The 15,435-nt window shown below is 52.4% G+C and carries 12 protein-coding genes; 9 read left to right on the top strand and 3 right to left on the bottom strand.

Annotated elements, in window-relative coordinates; translation table 11 throughout:
• Positions 1-175 precede the first annotated feature (175 nt).
• Positions 176-2,227, bottom strand: coding sequence for a TonB-dependent receptor (locus KJ970_19230; protein ID MBU2693054.1), 2,052 nt, complete (start codon positions 2,225-2,227; stop codon positions 176-178).
• On the opposite strand from KJ970_19230, the gene KJ970_19235 reads away from it, so the two are divergent.
• From KJ970_19235 to KJ970_19270, 8 genes are all read left to right on the top strand, one after another.
• A complete protein-coding gene (locus KJ970_19235) occupies positions 2,214-2,396 on the top strand; it encodes a hypothetical protein (protein ID MBU2693055.1) in 183 nt (60 codons plus the stop codon). The two genes, KJ970_19230 and KJ970_19235, sit on opposite strands and share 14 nt — an antisense overlap.
• Positions 2,397-2,605: 209 nt before the next feature.
• A complete protein-coding gene (locus KJ970_19240) occupies positions 2,606-2,893 on the top strand; it encodes a hypothetical protein (GenBank protein MBU2693056.1) in 288 nt (95 codons plus the stop codon).
• Positions 2,894-3,266: 373 nt separating this feature from the next.
• Entirely contained in the window at positions 3,267-3,803 is a 537-nt protein-coding gene (locus tag KJ970_19245) for a hypothetical protein (GenBank protein ID MBU2693057.1), read from the top strand.
• Between the two features lie 110 nt (positions 3,804-3,913).
• Positions 3,914-4,462, top strand: a complete 549-nt coding sequence (locus KJ970_19250; GenBank protein MBU2693058.1) for a hypothetical protein — start codon at positions 3,914-3,916, stop codon at positions 4,460-4,462.
• An 83-nt stretch (positions 4,463-4,545) separates the two neighbouring features.
• The gene (locus KJ970_19255) at positions 4,546-5,430 is read left to right on the top strand and encodes a hypothetical protein (protein MBU2693059.1); all 885 of its coding nucleotides are present in this window, start codon (positions 4,546-4,548) and stop codon (positions 5,428-5,430) included.
• An 8-nt stretch (positions 5,431-5,438) separates the two neighbouring features.
• Entirely contained in the window at positions 5,439-5,972 is a 534-nt protein-coding gene (locus KJ970_19260; protein MBU2693060.1) for a hypothetical protein, read from the top strand.
• 12 nt (positions 5,973-5,984) lie between these two features.
• Positions 5,985-6,476, top strand: coding sequence for a hypothetical protein (locus tag KJ970_19265; GenBank protein MBU2693061.1), 492 nt, complete (start codon positions 5,985-5,987; stop codon positions 6,474-6,476).
• A gap of 49 nt (positions 6,477-6,525) precedes the next feature.
• Positions 6,526-9,696: a hypothetical protein gene (locus KJ970_19270; protein ID MBU2693062.1), complete on the top strand. Its 3,171-nt coding sequence runs from the start codon at positions 6,526-6,528 to the stop codon at positions 9,694-9,696.
• A 34-nt stretch (positions 9,697-9,730) separates the two neighbouring features.
• Here KJ970_19270 and KJ970_19275 read toward each other — a convergent pair whose 3' ends face one another.
• Both KJ970_19275 and KJ970_19280 read right to left on the bottom strand, forming a co-directional pair.
• Entirely contained in the window at positions 9,731-11,965 is a 2,235-nt protein-coding gene (locus tag KJ970_19275; protein MBU2693063.1) for a serine/threonine protein kinase, read from the bottom strand.
• A gap of 65 nt (positions 11,966-12,030) precedes the next feature.
• Entirely contained in the window at positions 12,031-12,606 is a 576-nt protein-coding gene (locus KJ970_19280; GenBank protein MBU2693064.1) for a hypothetical protein, read from the bottom strand.
• 294 nt (positions 12,607-12,900) lie between these two features.
• On the opposite strand from KJ970_19280, the gene KJ970_19285 reads away from it, so the two are divergent.
• Complete coding sequence (locus KJ970_19285) at positions 12,901-15,201, top strand: T9SS type A sorting domain-containing protein (protein MBU2693065.1); 2,301 nt, start codon at positions 12,901-12,903, stop codon at positions 15,199-15,201.
• Positions 15,202-15,435 lie beyond the last annotated feature (234 nt).

The following is a 15,435-nucleotide window of genomic DNA, read 5'->3' on the forward strand; positions in this document are numbered from 1 at the left end:
GGAATCACCTCCTGATTCAGTCATCACTCGGAAAGTGACGCACGTTATTGATTTTCCGCGACCCACAATCGACCTCACCCACGACCGGAAGAAGTATATCCCCGCTGGGAGATTCTGTCCACACCTAATCAACTCCTCTTATCCTCCATCTTAGTGGGGATGAAACCCCGGCGGATCACCGCAGGCGAAGCTCCAGACGCACACGTCGTCCCGGATCAGGCAGTCCCCAGGCATCGTAGAGGGCGACGTCTCCCACATTGTCCAGGGCGAGGCGCAGTTCAATGTCTGTGAAAGCCCCGGCGCCCCACGACATCCGCATCGGCCAGAGCCGGGAGAGCGAGAGGCCGATGACCGCCTGCGCGGCCAGTTGCGCGTCCTCGCCCGTGATAACGTCGATGGCATACTGCTCTCCGGTGTACCTCACATCCGCCTTGCCCAATAATCCTTTGAAGATGAGGAAAGAAATGTTAAGGCCTCCGAAGAGCTCCGGAAGATCCTCCGGGCGGTTCGTCTTGTCCGCTTCCGTATCGGTGAGATCGACCGTTTGGATCGTGACGTCGGCCGCAACGTTCACCGGACCGATGCCGTAGTTCCCCATGAATTCAAGACCCGTGCTCTTCAGCTCATCGCGATTGACGCGCATAAAGCGGCGGGTTCCATCGTCCAGCGTGATGCGGACGACGGCGTCCTTCAAATAATTGTGAAAGAGGATCGCTTGAAACTCGCTGCTTCCAAGCCGGGTTGTCGCGCCGGCCTCCATGGTCAGGAGCTTCTCGGACTCGAGGTCCGGGTTCGGGACGAAGCGATTCAGAGCCCCGGAATAGAGTTCCCGCAGGGCGGGGAATCGTCCCCGGCGACTCACGCCGGCGTGGAGGACGGTGCGCCCGTTCTCGCCCACCATGGCCGACAGACCCAGACGGCCTCCGAACTCCGAGAGTGGATCCTGCGTCGGCCGCCCACCGGCCTTCGGCGTTTCGGCTCTGTCGTAAGCGCCGCCCAGGCTCAGGGAAAGGGAACGGATCGTCCCACGGAACTTCAGCAGCTGCCAAACGCTTTCCATGCCGATGCTCATCAACTTCTGCTGGTATTCAAATTTCCCATCCGGAATCAATTCGTCGTGGTGGATATCCGACCAAGTGAAAGCCCCGCGGAGCGTGCCACGCGGTCCGAGCGATTGGTCCGCGAGGAGGCGCAGGGTCGCCGTGCGGTCTTTTCCATCCTCAAATGTGTCGATCTCTTTATAGTCGCGGGATGTGTAAGCGTCGATGTCAGTTCTTCCGCGATCGTACCCAATGCTCGCCTCGACGTCGCCAAGACCTCCGAAGGGCGATTTCCGGAAACCGGTGCCGCCCGAGAGCACGGCCAATGTGCGGGAGGTGTGAGGGTATCGCCACAGCCGGGCATCCTCATCGGGAATGCCGAGTTCGGCCGCGATGCCGCGCTCTTCCTGAAAGGATGAACCTGAGAAGGAGAGCCAGGTCCCGCCCTTCGCCCCGTAGCGCAGCGCGACGAATCCGTTGATGTTCTCGGCGTCCGTGTTGAGCCGGAGATGGTCATCTGTATCCAAGGGTTCGTTGACGCCCCCGGCCAGCGGATCACCCGGCGTCCTGCGAAACCCGACGCCGGCTCTTGCCGACGCCGTGCCTGATCCCATTTTCACAGGGGCGGATGTCGTTACCGTCGTCCCCACGCTCCCGACATCATCAGCCCCCATCGTGATCTGCAATCTCCGCTCGGTCATTTGATTTGGGAACTGCCCGACACGGACCTCGACGATGCCGCCGAGCACGTTGGGGCCGAAAAGCATCGAGGAGAGCCCGCGGGTGAAGATCACATCCTGCAGCGCCGTCGCGGGGATCACCGACACATCCGCACGGGCGTCCCAAGCGAGTGTGATCGGCACGCCGTCCACCAAGACGGCGACCTGGCGCGATTCCGATCCCCGCGCTGAGATCTCGGCCTCTCCCCGGGAGTTGGTGCGCACATGCAGAAACGGCAGCTCGCGCAGAACTTCTTCGACCGTCGCGGCGGCCGGCACGGGGAGGGAATCCACTTGAGCCTCGACGGCACTCGATCCACCAGCGGTCGCTATGGGTCGTAACGCATGAACAGCGATTTCACTTACAGCGTAGACCTTCAGGCTCTCCGGCGACTCCGGCTCCTGTGCCCAAGCAGCGCCGCAGGCTATGAGGGAAATCCAAATCGTGCAGACAATGAGACGCAACATCGGTGAAAATCCTCCCCTTTCATCATCCCAGCGAGCCTGTACAACCCTCGATGAAGCGGAGGTGGAGGCGGAGCGTGGGATTCCTACCGTATCGTATCACCTTTTCCAAAACGGTGGAACGTTATTGCAGCAGGGTCAAGGCGGGAAGTGCCTGTCCAACAAAGGGTAGTGTGGATCGCACGGATCGCACGGATCGATTTCCAGGCTCACGGTTGTTATCTTTTCATAGTCATTACGGGCCAAAGAGTATATCCTGGCCCAATTTTAACGTGAAAGGGGACTTAGATGGCTATAACAAGCGCGGTATGACGAAGCGGCCTGCTGGCCTTAGCGGTTTTGATCATTTTTCTGGGTTGCTCGAGTGATAAGACCACATCAATGGACGACGGGACAGGGGCGCCCGTGGACACCCTCGATCTGTCATTCGAGGAGCCGCCTTTTAACCTGCTGGGGATTGAGGCCTGGGTCAAAAACAGCATGGAAAACACGGGGATCCCCGTCGATACCGGCGAGTTGTTCCACCACGTTCTGCACGCGGTCGCTTTGTCAGAGAGGGCCGAAGAGGTCGAATTGGAGTACATGGCCTATATGCCGCCGCTGGAAATCGCGGATCCGTCAGGGGACGGCGTGATCAAGTTTCTTCTGGATCGGCTTGGGGGGAAGTGAGATATACTTAAAGCGAATCGTGAGAAAATTGCGCTAATACGTTATATTTCAATATGATACAGACTAGACGTATAGATACTTTTCTTTCGGCGCCGATTGGATTCTGAGCGAATGCATCTTTTGGGAGCGCTGCTGGAAACGGCCTGAAATGTGCCAATTTTCTGCTCAGGATTTTACTTCTGCCCGCGTGGAATTAAATATCCCTCTTGAAATTCCCGATGAACAAGGTAGCGCAGAGCTTTCGATGGGCTCTGACACTTTAGACAGCTTGGGCAGGATGCTCAGAGAATGGAGCCCTCATGCCAGGGAAATGGTTTTGGGGTTCTTGGATATGACCGGGTCTAGGGACCTACTCGACCTGGAGGTTCTCCATATGCGTAGGATTATCTTCATAGGGATGATAGCGCTTCTGAGCATGACGCCCGTTTGGGCGGCTGATGATGTGGATACTCAGAACTCAACTGTAGGGGGCACCATCCCTGAACTCTGCCAGATTCTCATCGCCGGTGATCTGACGGGACTTCTGACTCTGACCCAGGATGGGACAGGTGAATCAGCCTATGATGCCGGGTTTATTGAATCAGCGGCGGATGCGACGACCCTTACTCTGGATGCCAATAAGCAATGGAAGCTGAGCGTTAAGTATAACGCTGAATGGACGTGCCCGGGAGCGTACGACAAGGATGAAACCGACCTGACGATTAAGATCACAAATTCGCCCACGGGGACGATTCAGAACAGCTACGACAGCTATCAATCACCGCCGGTGGCCAATGAAGAGATGCTGAGCCATGCGACAGGCGTTTCCGACAACAGCGTCGAAATTCAAACGAGAGTGGATTTGGATTGGACGACGGATATTCCGGGCGTCTATTCAATCACTCTAGTTTATACAATGGAGACATATTAGAGGGATCCGGTATCACCGGATTTGAGGCCAGCCCTCACTGCACGATCCGCCGCTCCAACGCGGCGGAATGACCCGCCAAGGAAGGCACGGTAGAGTGCAAGGAGGCACGGATGTGGTCCGTCAAGCCATCAATCCGCCTATTTTTGTCTATCTTTCTCGCTCTCTCCGTATGTCCAATCTCCGCCCAAGAGATCCAAACAACATCCCTGACAGTCGCTGTTCCGCGTCTTAGCGCGCTGACCATCAGCGGGGATGTGTCGGGACTTCTCACGCTTTCCGTGGATGCCACCGGCGAAACGGCCTTTGACGCCGGTTTTATTGAATCCGCCGCCGATGCGACGATGCTGACCCTCAGCACGAATGATACATGGGATCTTAATGCCAAGCTGAACGGGGAGTGGTCCTGTCCCGGGGCCTATGACAAGCCCGAGGACGATCTCACAATAAAGATCACCAACACACCGACGGGCACGATCCAAAATGGGGCCGGCGCGTATATCACCCTTTCTGCGACGGATACCGAAATTCTGTCGCATGACAGCGCCGTTACGGGCAACGAGGTGGATATACAAACCAAGGTTTTGCTCGATTGGACAAATGATATACCAGGGTCCTATAGCATTTCATTGACTTATACGTTAACGACCCATCTGCCATAGCGGGGGTTTAGGAAGGGCCCGGGCGACCGGGTTTAGAACCACGCGGATGAATGGGAAGAGATGTCGAAACCTGGAGGATGGAGATGAAAACCGGTTTGCTTCGGCGTACTGCCGGCGCCCTGTCTTTTGCGATCACCTGGCTGCCCTTTCTGCCGTTGTTAGCGCCGGGCGCTTGTTCGGCGGCTTTTGTCGCTTCACCCATGGAACAGCATCTGAACATCGCAGCCGGATCCCAAGGGGTCGCCGCGATTACGGTGCAAAATACCGGAAAACTTCCGCTAACGCTGAAACTGTATCTCGCCGACAGCCAGGTTTACCCGAATGGCCAGGAAGAGGATCGGGATCCAGGTGCCGTTGAGAGAAGCTGCGCTCTGTGGACCTCCATTAGCGACCAGCTAGTGGAACTCGAGCCTGGTGAGACGCAGCAGGCCATGCTGAGGATGTCGGTGCCCGCAAATGCGAGAGGAAGTTATTGGACAAAATTGTATATCGAAGAGGTCAGCACGCCGGTGCCAAGCACGCGTCAAACTGAAGGGCGAAGTTATCAGGTCTTTTTGAAGCAGCGGGTTGGTATTCGAATCTTTCAAAATGTCCGGGGAACAGAGGTGCAGGACGCGGAAGTCACATTTGTCGGTGTGAGTCCGGCGGAAAACGGCCGGGAAATACGGACCTCCGTAAAGAATGCCGGAAACAGCATCCTACGATGCAATGGCCGGGTTGAGCTGCGGGATGCGCAAGGCGAGATCGTCGAATCGCTGAGTTTTAATTCCGGTGGGAAGTTTTGGGTCTTTCCCGGAAATCACCGCGAATTGGTTGTAACGACCGATACAAAGTTGACGCCGGGAATTTACACAGCTCTCTCGATTATCGATTTCGGCGGGGATCACCTGATCGCGGGGGAGGAGATGTTCCGGGTTGAAGGGGAGAAGGGGGATCTTCTCTTAGGTCAGGGGACGGCCGGCGAGTGATGACTCCGGTGAAGCGCTCACGAACGAATTTAGGGACCTATCGAAGGGCGCGCGCTTGCGCCTGTCGGGCGGCGGTCCTTGGCGCAACGGCGATCGTGATACTTGCCCTCGGGTGCCTGTCGATTCCCGCACTGGGGAATGAGGCTCGGGTTGAAGTACAGTTCTTTGTGCCCCCGCTGCAAAAAATGGAAATGGACCAGGTTGTTTGGACCCTTCCTGCGCCGACGGCTGCGGATTATGTGGCGGGTTATCTAAATGTCCCCACACCTTTCAAACTGACCCTCAGCAGCAACACCCCTTGGGAACTGAGCGTCAAGACAGATCGGGATGATATTTCAGTTCTCCAGGACGGCCCCATCCCGCTGCAGTGGTCACTGGATAAAAGAAAATACAATTTCATCTCGAACGATTGGACGACCATGACATCCGGCGATAGAGCGGTGAACGGTCAGCGCGTGGAGCTTTCATATCGGATGCTGCTTGACTGGCAAAACTGCACCGCCGGCATCTATAAACCCCGTCTGCAATTCAAACTGAAGTAGGAGTCAACAGGCATGACGCGCCGTAAGTATCCGGTATGGCTTCTTTCGATCCTTTTGCTCATGGGTGCTATGGCTCCGGCGCCCAGCGTCTGGGCCGATGGGCCCGAATTGCGGGCTGAAATACAAAAGGTGCGCGCGCCGTTAATCACCGTCGAGTCGATCGATGATGGATATGTGGAGATTGATCAATCAAGAGGGAATGTCGCCGTTTCCTTGGAGATCGATCCCGGAGAATCGACCCGCGGCTGGATTTTGACGGTTCGGTCTGATCAGGAAGTGTTTAATCCGGTGGGAACGGGCAAGCCCTGCTCGGATTTAATGTGGAAGTTGGATAATGACGGCAAGGAGGCATATCGAAGACTCGAAAGCCATGAGACTGTCGTGGTTGAAAATCCTCAAGGAGGAGCGGCGCGGATTACCCTCGATGCGCTGGTTAAGATCGATTGGGAGACTGATCCGGGCGCCTATAGCTTGGGACTCATCTTCCGCGTTACATACATCTAGCATTGGCGGGACCAAGCTTATTAACGGGCGAATCATCGCTTGTCTGGGGATGCTTGCGCTCATTTTGGGGTTTGTGGTCAAACCTGCACAGGGAAGACCCGAATTTATAACAAAGGGATTCCATCCGGCATATATCTCAGGAGTTCAAAGGGCGCCGGCGAGGGCCGGAGAATTTTATACCTGCAGTTATAAGATCGAAAACCTGCAAGCAGATTCGCTGAACCTTCAGCTTGAGATCGATGCCCCCGATGAATGGCTCCCTGTGACCGGCCGAAAGCAGGTCGTGATTCCCGCCCACACTATTAGGACCATTCCTTTCACCCTTTGGATTCCAGCGCACGCTTCGGCCGATTCGCTGCACAAAATTATCGTCAGCGCGCATACGATTCCCGAGTTTCGCCGGCTTGAGAATGCCGCACTCAATGTTGAAGTCGCGCCGCAAAGCGGAATTAGCCTGAACTCACTGACCGATGGCCTTAAGGGCGAGGCGGGGAGCGAGATCAAGCATCTGTTTGAGATACAAAATACCGGAAATCAGACGGATGTCTACCATGTCAGCGCTCTGTCAATTCCATTCTGCGAGACGCGGCTATCCGAGACAAAAGTCAGGCTGGGACCGGGGGAGCGCCGGCAAATTGCCGCGACGATGACCCCGCCGGATAGCGATCGTGAGAAGACATTATATATTCTCGAGCTCAATGCGGATCAGGAGAATGGCATGAACGAGTTCCGGCCGATCCATTCCGACAAAGATGTTCTGACCACGGTCTATAAATCGCATCGAGCGCCCAACAGGTACAAACGGCTGCCGTTGAATTTAATGATGCGGATGGGGGAGACGCATGGAGATCAGCCATTCTACGGGATTCGATTTGATACCAAGGGCTCTATCAGCCCGAATGCCCAGATTGATCTGGATGTTGAGTTCACGACAGAGAGGCGCAATCCCGGGATGACGTCTTGGAAGAACCAGCGGTTTCATCTGGCCTGGCTCGACAAATCGTGGGAAGTGGATATCGGCGATATCCACCGGGAATCTCCCGATGTCGCGACAAAAACAATTTCGGGCCGGGGTGTCGCTTTCGAAGGCCAGCGCGGCGAGTGGACCGGTCGGTTCTTTGCCGGGAAAGAGCGGTCGCCGCAAGTGATTCCGACATGGAGCACCGCTATTGAATATAGGGCGGATCGAAAGCTTGCTTTCGGCGTCGATTATATCCGGAAGGGCGAGGAAGGCGTTCATCACCGCAGGGATGACCTGACAAGTATCACGACCCGTTTTGATCCGACCGCCGCGCTCAGTATTCGATACGAAACGGGGTTTTCCAGAACCCGCGCTTACACTGGAAACTCACGGGGGGCGAGCGGGCTGTTTCATCTGGATTATCAGAGTGAGAAGTTGAAGATCAGGGGCCGGACCTATTATGGGTCGGATGGATATACCGGATGGTCATACAACCGGGATGGTGTGGCTCTTTATACAAGTTTTAATGTCAACCCCTTCGCCAAGCTGTGGATGAATGTTGATTCATCCCGCGGCCGGTCGTATCTGTCGAAGGATTCGCCGGAATCATCGACATCGCGCATTCGCTTTGGAGGGCGGCTTCTCACCTCTTCTTGGCCTGGTTTGGAAATGACGGTGGGGAGCAATTCATGCGAAAGCGATGCTTATGGGAGCCGTTCGCATACCGAAGAGCGCGACATGAGCATCATGGCGTCGCATCATTTGGGGCCGATTCTCGCCACAGCCATGAGGCAGTGGGGGCGGGCGAAGAATCACCTTACGGGCGGCTCGGGGCGCACCAATGGGCTGGAATGTAGTTTGGGTGGGCAGGTGCTGGGGTTGCATGTGGCGTTTCACATGAATGATGATCATGGGCGCTCGACCGTCAGCGATGACGCGACGTGGACGACGTCGCTTTCCGGAGATATCGCTTGGAGCTCATGGAGAAGGGGCGTGACGGCGAGTCTCATGTTCGCGTCGCGATGGATTTCATCCGTCAATGATATCAACGATCGGTTGCGAGAGGATCGCATCTATCCCAAGTTAAGCCTGCGATTGAGTCCCAAATTGTGGCTTAGCTCCGATGCCGGATTGCGGACTGATCGGGGTGAGTTGAAATTTGATCAGTGGCAAATTCGGCTGACCTTTTCATCGGCGGAGGCGTTGCCGCTTGTTTGGTCTCCGGTGCGGGGGGGTGTACGCGGCGTTGTCTTTTTGGATGAGGATATGGACGGGTATCCCGATCTCGATGAGGAGCGCATCGAGGGTGTCATCCTGCTGATGGAGGGGAGTCATCGCGTCACCGATCGAGCGGGGCAATTGGATTGGGATGCGATGAATCCAGGTATCTATTGGCTGGATATGAATCAAACAACACTGCCCTCCGGGTATTATTTAAAACAAAAGCTTCCGCTGGAGGTTCATGTATCCGCTGGAAATGAAACGCAGATATATATCCCGCTGACGCGCGGCGGTGAGATTTCCGGTGTCGTATTTAGGGATGAAAACCATAATGGCGCCCGGGATTCTGATGAGGGTGGTGTCAGCGAGATTAGAATGGTTTTGACGCAGGACGGAACACATGTCGCCGAGTGGCTCACGGATAAGTCAGGAAAGTACACGGTTCGGGATATTCCAACCGGCCGGTATCAGATTCGTATCGCGGATCACTGGCTTCCGTCGAACTGGGACTTAACAGGGCCGTCGATTGTTGATGTGGAAGTGGGGGCGGAGTCGTTACCCTATTCGGCTTCGCATGGAATCGCGCCGAAGATTAGACCGATTGTGACGACGTATCGGGGTGGGATTAAGAAGCGATTGCTGCAGGCTGAGCAGGAAACCACGCGGGTTGCGCCGGTCGCGCCTGTTACGGCGGCAGCGCCTGCTGCGCCGGTTGTGGCGGCCGCGCCGCCGAAAGAGAAACAGGTTCCGCACAAGAGTTCTCCCACGCCGCAAAAGAGCCCTCACGTTTCTCTCCGGAAAGCGCAGGCGTCACGTGTAACTCCTCAAGCCGCAAAATATCTCGAAGCGCCCGCGAAACTCCCATCCGGAAAGACATCACCCGCCGGCGGGCCGCTTAAACTTACCGAAGTTTATAATTCAATGCTCCGGTCACCCATCCCGGCACCGGAGCCCACATGGCAGGAAAATCTAATGGTCCAACTCGCCCGCCTTGGCGTTTATTTTATAGATGGACGTTTGAGCTTCAATCTGCGGTAGTCATTGATGGCTGTGGTTTCCAAAATCACCTGTTTTAGTATGCCAACTGCCGGAACTCATCCCGCATATCTCTAAAAGGACCTGTAACATTTAGGCCTTCCCGCGCATAGGCCAAGGTATAGAGACTATCGGCGAGAAATGATTGAATAACACTGTCGGCTAAGATGCCTTGAGCCTTAGCCCGAGCATCCAGTATACGATAAGCATCTCCCACAATTTCTGTGGAAATCACAAGACTATCCGGTAATACAAAGCGAGAATAAAAAACAGCTGAATTGGATGTTAAGAGATGATATTCGGGCTCGGCCGATGATTGAACCCGCGAAACACTTGAGATTTTATATTCATATGTATTATTCCAATTAAAACCGTGTTCCTCCAAAACAAAACCCCTTGCCACTAAGTAAAAGAGCATATCGGCCGGTTTCACATCTCCTTCCGATGCATCCAGAAAATTCTGGTCAGGCTCAATAATAGGAGGGAAATAGTAGGTGCCAGGATTGACCTCCATACAGGCCAGAAAAAATGTATTATCCAGCACCATATTGCTTTTATCGCGCAATCTTTTGGGCACGCTTGTGCTTCCGCATAGCCAAGCCAATTCACGATCTTCGTGTATTCCTGGAGTCAAGTAGAGACTGTTGTTTATGTTCCCGAGGTGGAAAAAGCAAAACTCTTGGGATTGAGTTATGGAATTCCCCGAGTGGTTGAGGTTTATGATTCTAAAGACAGATGGATTATATTGGGAAATTTCTGTCAATAGTATTCTTTTGGCAGCCGATTCATTTGGTAAGGGAATTACTTTGATAATCCGCATTTGGCAGTAATTTGGGTCGTCCGTATTGGTCGTTCCCAATCCGGGAAAGCGATCCATAGCCGGTACTGTAAATTGGATTTTGGAATCTGAATTCCACCCATAGAGATAAGAGGGAGTCGCCATTTCATGGGACCATCCGAGAACTAATCTTTCTGAATCATCAGACGCATCAGAAGAAGCAGTATCGCCTGTTTTAGCTTCGGCAGGTGGGATATCCACAATCATTGCACCTTCGAGTCTCTGTGGGTGTCCAGATGGCGCCCTGAGTATTTTTGTGGATCCATCCTCGTATTTTATTTCTAATCCTGCATCGGGGAGAGGTTGGGCGGAAATGGGATCCCCAGAGTTCGCACGCATTGATGCCAAAACACCCCAGTAAATAGAGATGGCGACTGCAGCGAATGCAATTACACCAATGGCAGCAGTGACCCATGATTTTTGCTTGGGTTTCTGGAGTTCCTCGAGAATATTGCAGACTATGGCGGCGTCGGAAGGGCGATTCTCTGGTTCCAATTCCATACAATTCTCAAGTAACTTTCTCAACCGGATTGGAGTATTTGAAGGGATTTGCGACCGATCAGGTTGAGAGAGAATTACCTCTGGATTCAGAGGGTCCCTCCTAAAGGCGCGGATTCCGGAAAGGCACTCATACAAGATGCAGCCTAAACCCCAGAGATCGGTCTTGATGCTGATTGGTTGAACCCGGCTTTGCTCAGGACTCATATAATCGAGTGTGCCCAACAGCCCACTGCTGTCTGTATTTGAAGTGGACTTGGGATTATTAACAATTTCTGAGTCTTTTGCAGGGTCTCCCAATGACTTGGCTATTCCGAAATCTAGGACTTTAACGACTTTGTTCTCCTCAACCATGATGTTGCTCGGTTTAAGATCCCGGTGAATTATGCCGTGCTTGTGTGCTTCCTCAAGAGCTCGGGCAATTTGAAGGCAAATGTTAAGCGACTGACTGAGGGAAAGTCTGCCCTTGGATAACAAATCAGCAAGGGTTTCTCCGGAGACAAATTCCATGGTGAGAAATTGAATCCCATTAGTCTCTTCCAAGGAGTATATTGTTGCTATATTGGGATTTTTGAAGGTTGCAAGAGTCTTTGCCTCGCGCTTAAATCTGGCGGATACAACATCACCGGCTATCCTGGCAGGAAGCACTTTGACGGCAATGTCCCTGTCGAGAATAGTGTCTCTAGCGAGATAAACCGTGCCCATACCACCCCTACCGAGAGGGCGAATTATGGGATATCGGCCAAGCTGCGCCGGAATTCTATTATGGGGTTCTTCTAGTAATTCCGGATGAGCTTCTGCAACGCTTAAAAGCCGGAGAATTTCTTCAGCCAGCTTTGCATTATCACCGCATTTACTTTCAACGAGTTCCTTTCGATGCTGGATTGGCAATCGCTTGGCTTCATTGAATATTTCGCTCGCGGATAGTTGTGACATGTTTATAGCTCAACTGCTTTTTGGAAATCTGAAGTTTAGCGACAGGTTACTAATAATATAAAACATCAATCGCCCTCGCCATCTTGAAAAGTTATGTAATCAAACAGCCAAGTGCGTGCAAATCCCCAATCTCTTTGGACTTGTTTTCGGGAAACACCAAGAGCACTTGCGGTTTCACGCCAATTCAGTCCTTCATAATAGTACAATATGATGATGTTAACCATACGCTGTCCATTGGGTTCGATTTTACCAAGTTCCGAGAGTGCGGATCGCATGACTTCGCTATTATCAAATAAGGTTCCGATATGGGGATCATTCGCAAGCTGATCGCTTGCCTGACTGAGGGGCACATGGACTACGTCCCCTCCGCGCTTTTGGCTTTGCCGCGCTCGGGCAATATCAACAAGTTCATTATCCATTGCCTGGCGGGCAAGGCCCCAAAATCCCTTGGTACCTGGTGCTTCTTGGGGAGGGCCTTTGCGGAGCTTTTGGTAGACGGCGTGAACAAGGCCGGTTGGCTGAAGGGTAAGATTCTGTGGTTCGCGGGCCATCTTCACCCGAGCGATTCGTCTGAGGTCTTCATAGAAACGCGAGAAATAAGATCCCAAAGTGGGCTGATCTTCTAACTTCTTGCCATTCACAATGTTATGCCCCGATGTCCCATTTTGATGTCGAATTTCGCCTTTAGAAATTGGGGAGGGCAGAGCGATTCATCCTACTCACTCACACGATCGTTCAATGATTCAATTCTGCTCTCCCACCCAACTTGCGGATTCAGATGGAAAGAAAGGCTGGAATCCACAAGCGCACCAAGAATAACAGCCAAGTCAAGTTGGCGCAATAGCCATTCGCAGAAGAAGCAAAGCTAGAAGTTTCAAGACTCATTTAAAGAGGGGCAGGCTCAGTAACAACTCGAATCTGGGGAGGAAAGCTAAATGTACCGGTTCAAACTTGCAGTCCTATTCTTAGTTGTCTTGTCATTCGCGTCCACCGCACAGGCCGCCGATCCAGCCGCATATTACGACCTGGAAGGGAATGCCAATGACTCAAGTGGAAATGAAAACCATGGCATAATCCACGGCAATTTAATATTTACGGGAAATATGTGCGGACAACACAATGCAGCAGCTGAGTTCAATGGAACTGATTCCTACATCCAGGTCTATGACGACCCAGCGCTTCATTTTCAAGAAATCACGCTCAGCGCTTATGTTTATCTGCATAGTCTGGAAGATCCATCCGGTTTCGATACTTTTATCAACAAAATATTCGGAGATCCTCACGAAATCAGCTATCAAATCGGTGTGTCGACATCCACCGGGAAATTTAATTTTGGTCTAAATCTAGGAAACACCGGGTATCCTCAAGGGATTGTTGAATCGAATACCATTGCCCAATTGGATACTTGGTATCATGTGGCCGGCACGTATGACGGAACAGAGATTATTATCTATATAGATGGTGTGCCGGAGAATTCTCTGCCTTATTCACAACCGATTCCGTACGACGATCGGGATCTGGAGCTGGGTGTCCATGCTGGTTATGCACATCTATTGGACGGAATTTTGGATGAGGCTCGAATCTATGACCAGGCACTATCCGAAACGGAGATCCTGGATTTGATAATAACCTGCAGCCCCAACCTCCTGGCCTGTTATTCATTCGATGGTGATGTGACTGATTGCAGCGGCAACGAAAATCATGGCACTGGGTATGGCGGTCTGGTCTATGTGGCAGACTGTGAAGGTGAGCCGACCTCGGCATTGGAGTTCAATGGGTATGATTCCTATATTTTGGTGCCGGATGATGATATTTTGCATACGCAGGCGATGACATTGAGTGCGGTTGTGTATCTATACAACCTGGAAGATACCTCTGGCTTTGATACTTTCATAAACAAACTCTATGGAAGCCCGCATGAAATTAGTTACGAATTAGGGGTTTCTACGGCTACCAACAGATTTACTTTCGGATTAAATCTTGGCAGCACCGGCTATGAACAGGGTATCGTCGAATCATTCACAGAGGCCAAGACCGAGACGTGGTACCATGTCGTCGGAACATACGACGGTTCGGAACTTCGAATCTATGTCAATGGCATGCTTGAGAACTCCGTTCTATATTCCAGTCCGATCCCCTATGACGATGGCGATTTGGAGCTGGGGGTCCATGCCGGATATACTCATTTGGTTGACGGGATCATGGATGATATCCGCATTTATGATCAGCCCCTTTCAGATCAGGAAATTGTGGAACTGGTCCCGGAATGCATTCCTGAGCTGGTGGCTTGTTATGGCATGAATGGTGATGTGAACGACTGTAGCATTTATCAGAATCACGGTGAAATTTATGGTGACCTGATTTTTGGCGACGACTGTGGCGGTCAAGTAATGATGGCCGCTGATTTCAATGGTCTGGATTCTCATATTCAAATCCTGGACCATCCCATTCTGCATACCCAGGAGCTTACGCTTGTCGCTGCTGTATATCTTCGCAGCCTGGAAGATGCATCCAGCTTTGATACATTCATCAATAAGCTATTTGGGAGCCCTCATGAAATCAGCTATGAATTGGGAGTTTCTACGGATACGGGCAAATTTACCTTTGGATTAAATTTAGGAAGCACGGGATACGAACAGGGTATTGTTGAATCGGAGACGGTCGCAGAATTAAATACCTGGTATCATATTGTTGGTACCTATGACGGTTTCGAAATGCGAATCTATGTGAACGGTTGGCTTGAAAACGCAATACCCTATTCTAATCCGATCCCCTATGACGACGGTAATTTGGAGATTGGCGTTCATGGCGGTTATGCACATCTAATCGACGGTCTGATGGATGATGTCCGGATCTATGACAAGGCGCTGAGCCATCATTTAATTCTGAACATGATGAGCCAGAATCCCTGCTGGATCGATATGATAGCTGATGTTTCTGAAGAAGAAAATGGCTTGGTTACCGATTCGCCTGGTCTCACTCTTTGGCCCAGCCCTACCTCTGGCCCAGCGACTATTTCCTTCGCTCTCAATAAGGTATCCGAGATCGAACTTTCTATATACGATATCGTCGGCCGAAAGGTTCGGGACCTCGTAAACGGAGAACTCCCGGCTGGAAGTCACAATGTTTCATGGGATGGCCGGGCACATGATGGCCGGCGCCTATCTCAGGGCATTTACTTCGTTCGTATGCGCTCGGATCAACCCATTGCCACATCGAAAATCGTATTGCGTTGATAACGTCTAGTTTCTTCCCAGGGCGACCACCTTCTGAAGTGGGAGGTGGTCGCCAAATTCAGTGCCTCCTTTACGGTACATGCGGCAGTTCTATGCGAAATTTTAAGAACGTTCCGCACTGCGGAGAGTATCTCGCAACTCCGTGCTCCGGCGAACTAAGAATCGACTCCATCTAAAGATCAGGTTTTCCCGACGATTCACTTGGAACACCATCATTTAGATAAGATTATGTTA

It is taken from the genome of Candidatus Eisenbacteria bacterium (assembly GCA_018831195.1).
In the GTDB taxonomy this organism is placed as follows: Bacteria; Eisenbacteria; RBG-16-71-46; order CAIMUX01; family JAHJDP01; genus JAHJDP01.

Bases quoted from the DNA above. Each gene is read 5' to 3' on its own strand.
- KJ970_19240 (MBU2693056.1), top strand. From the start codon at position 2,606: ATGGACGACGGGACAGGGGCGCCCGTGGACACCCTCGATCTGTCATTC.
- KJ970_19275 (MBU2693063.1), bottom strand. From the start codon at position 11,965: ATGTCACAACTATCCGCGAGCGAAATATTCAATGAAGCCAAGCGATTG.
- KJ970_19265 (MBU2693061.1), top strand. From the start codon at position 5,985: ATGACGCGCCGTAAGTATCCGGTATGGCTTCTTTCGATCCTTTTGCTC.
- KJ970_19235 (MBU2693055.1), top strand. From the start codon at position 2,214: ATGAGACGCAACATCGGTGAAAATCCTCCCCTTTCATCATCCCAGCGA.
- KJ970_19285 (MBU2693065.1), top strand. From the start codon at position 12,901: ATGTACCGGTTCAAACTTGCAGTCCTATTCTTAGTTGTCTTGTCATTC.
- KJ970_19270 (MBU2693062.1), top strand. From the start codon at position 6,526: ATGCTTGCGCTCATTTTGGGGTTTGTGGTCAAACCTGCACAGGGAAGA.
- KJ970_19245 (MBU2693057.1), top strand. From the start codon at position 3,267: ATGCGTAGGATTATCTTCATAGGGATGATAGCGCTTCTGAGCATGACG.
- KJ970_19250 (MBU2693058.1), top strand. From the start codon at position 3,914: ATGTGGTCCGTCAAGCCATCAATCCGCCTATTTTTGTCTATCTTTCTC.
- KJ970_19255 (MBU2693059.1), top strand. From the start codon at position 4,546: ATGAAAACCGGTTTGCTTCGGCGTACTGCCGGCGCCCTGTCTTTTGCG.
- KJ970_19230 (MBU2693054.1), bottom strand. From the start codon at position 2,227: ATGTTGCGTCTCATTGTCTGCACGATTTGGATTTCCCTCATAGCCTGC.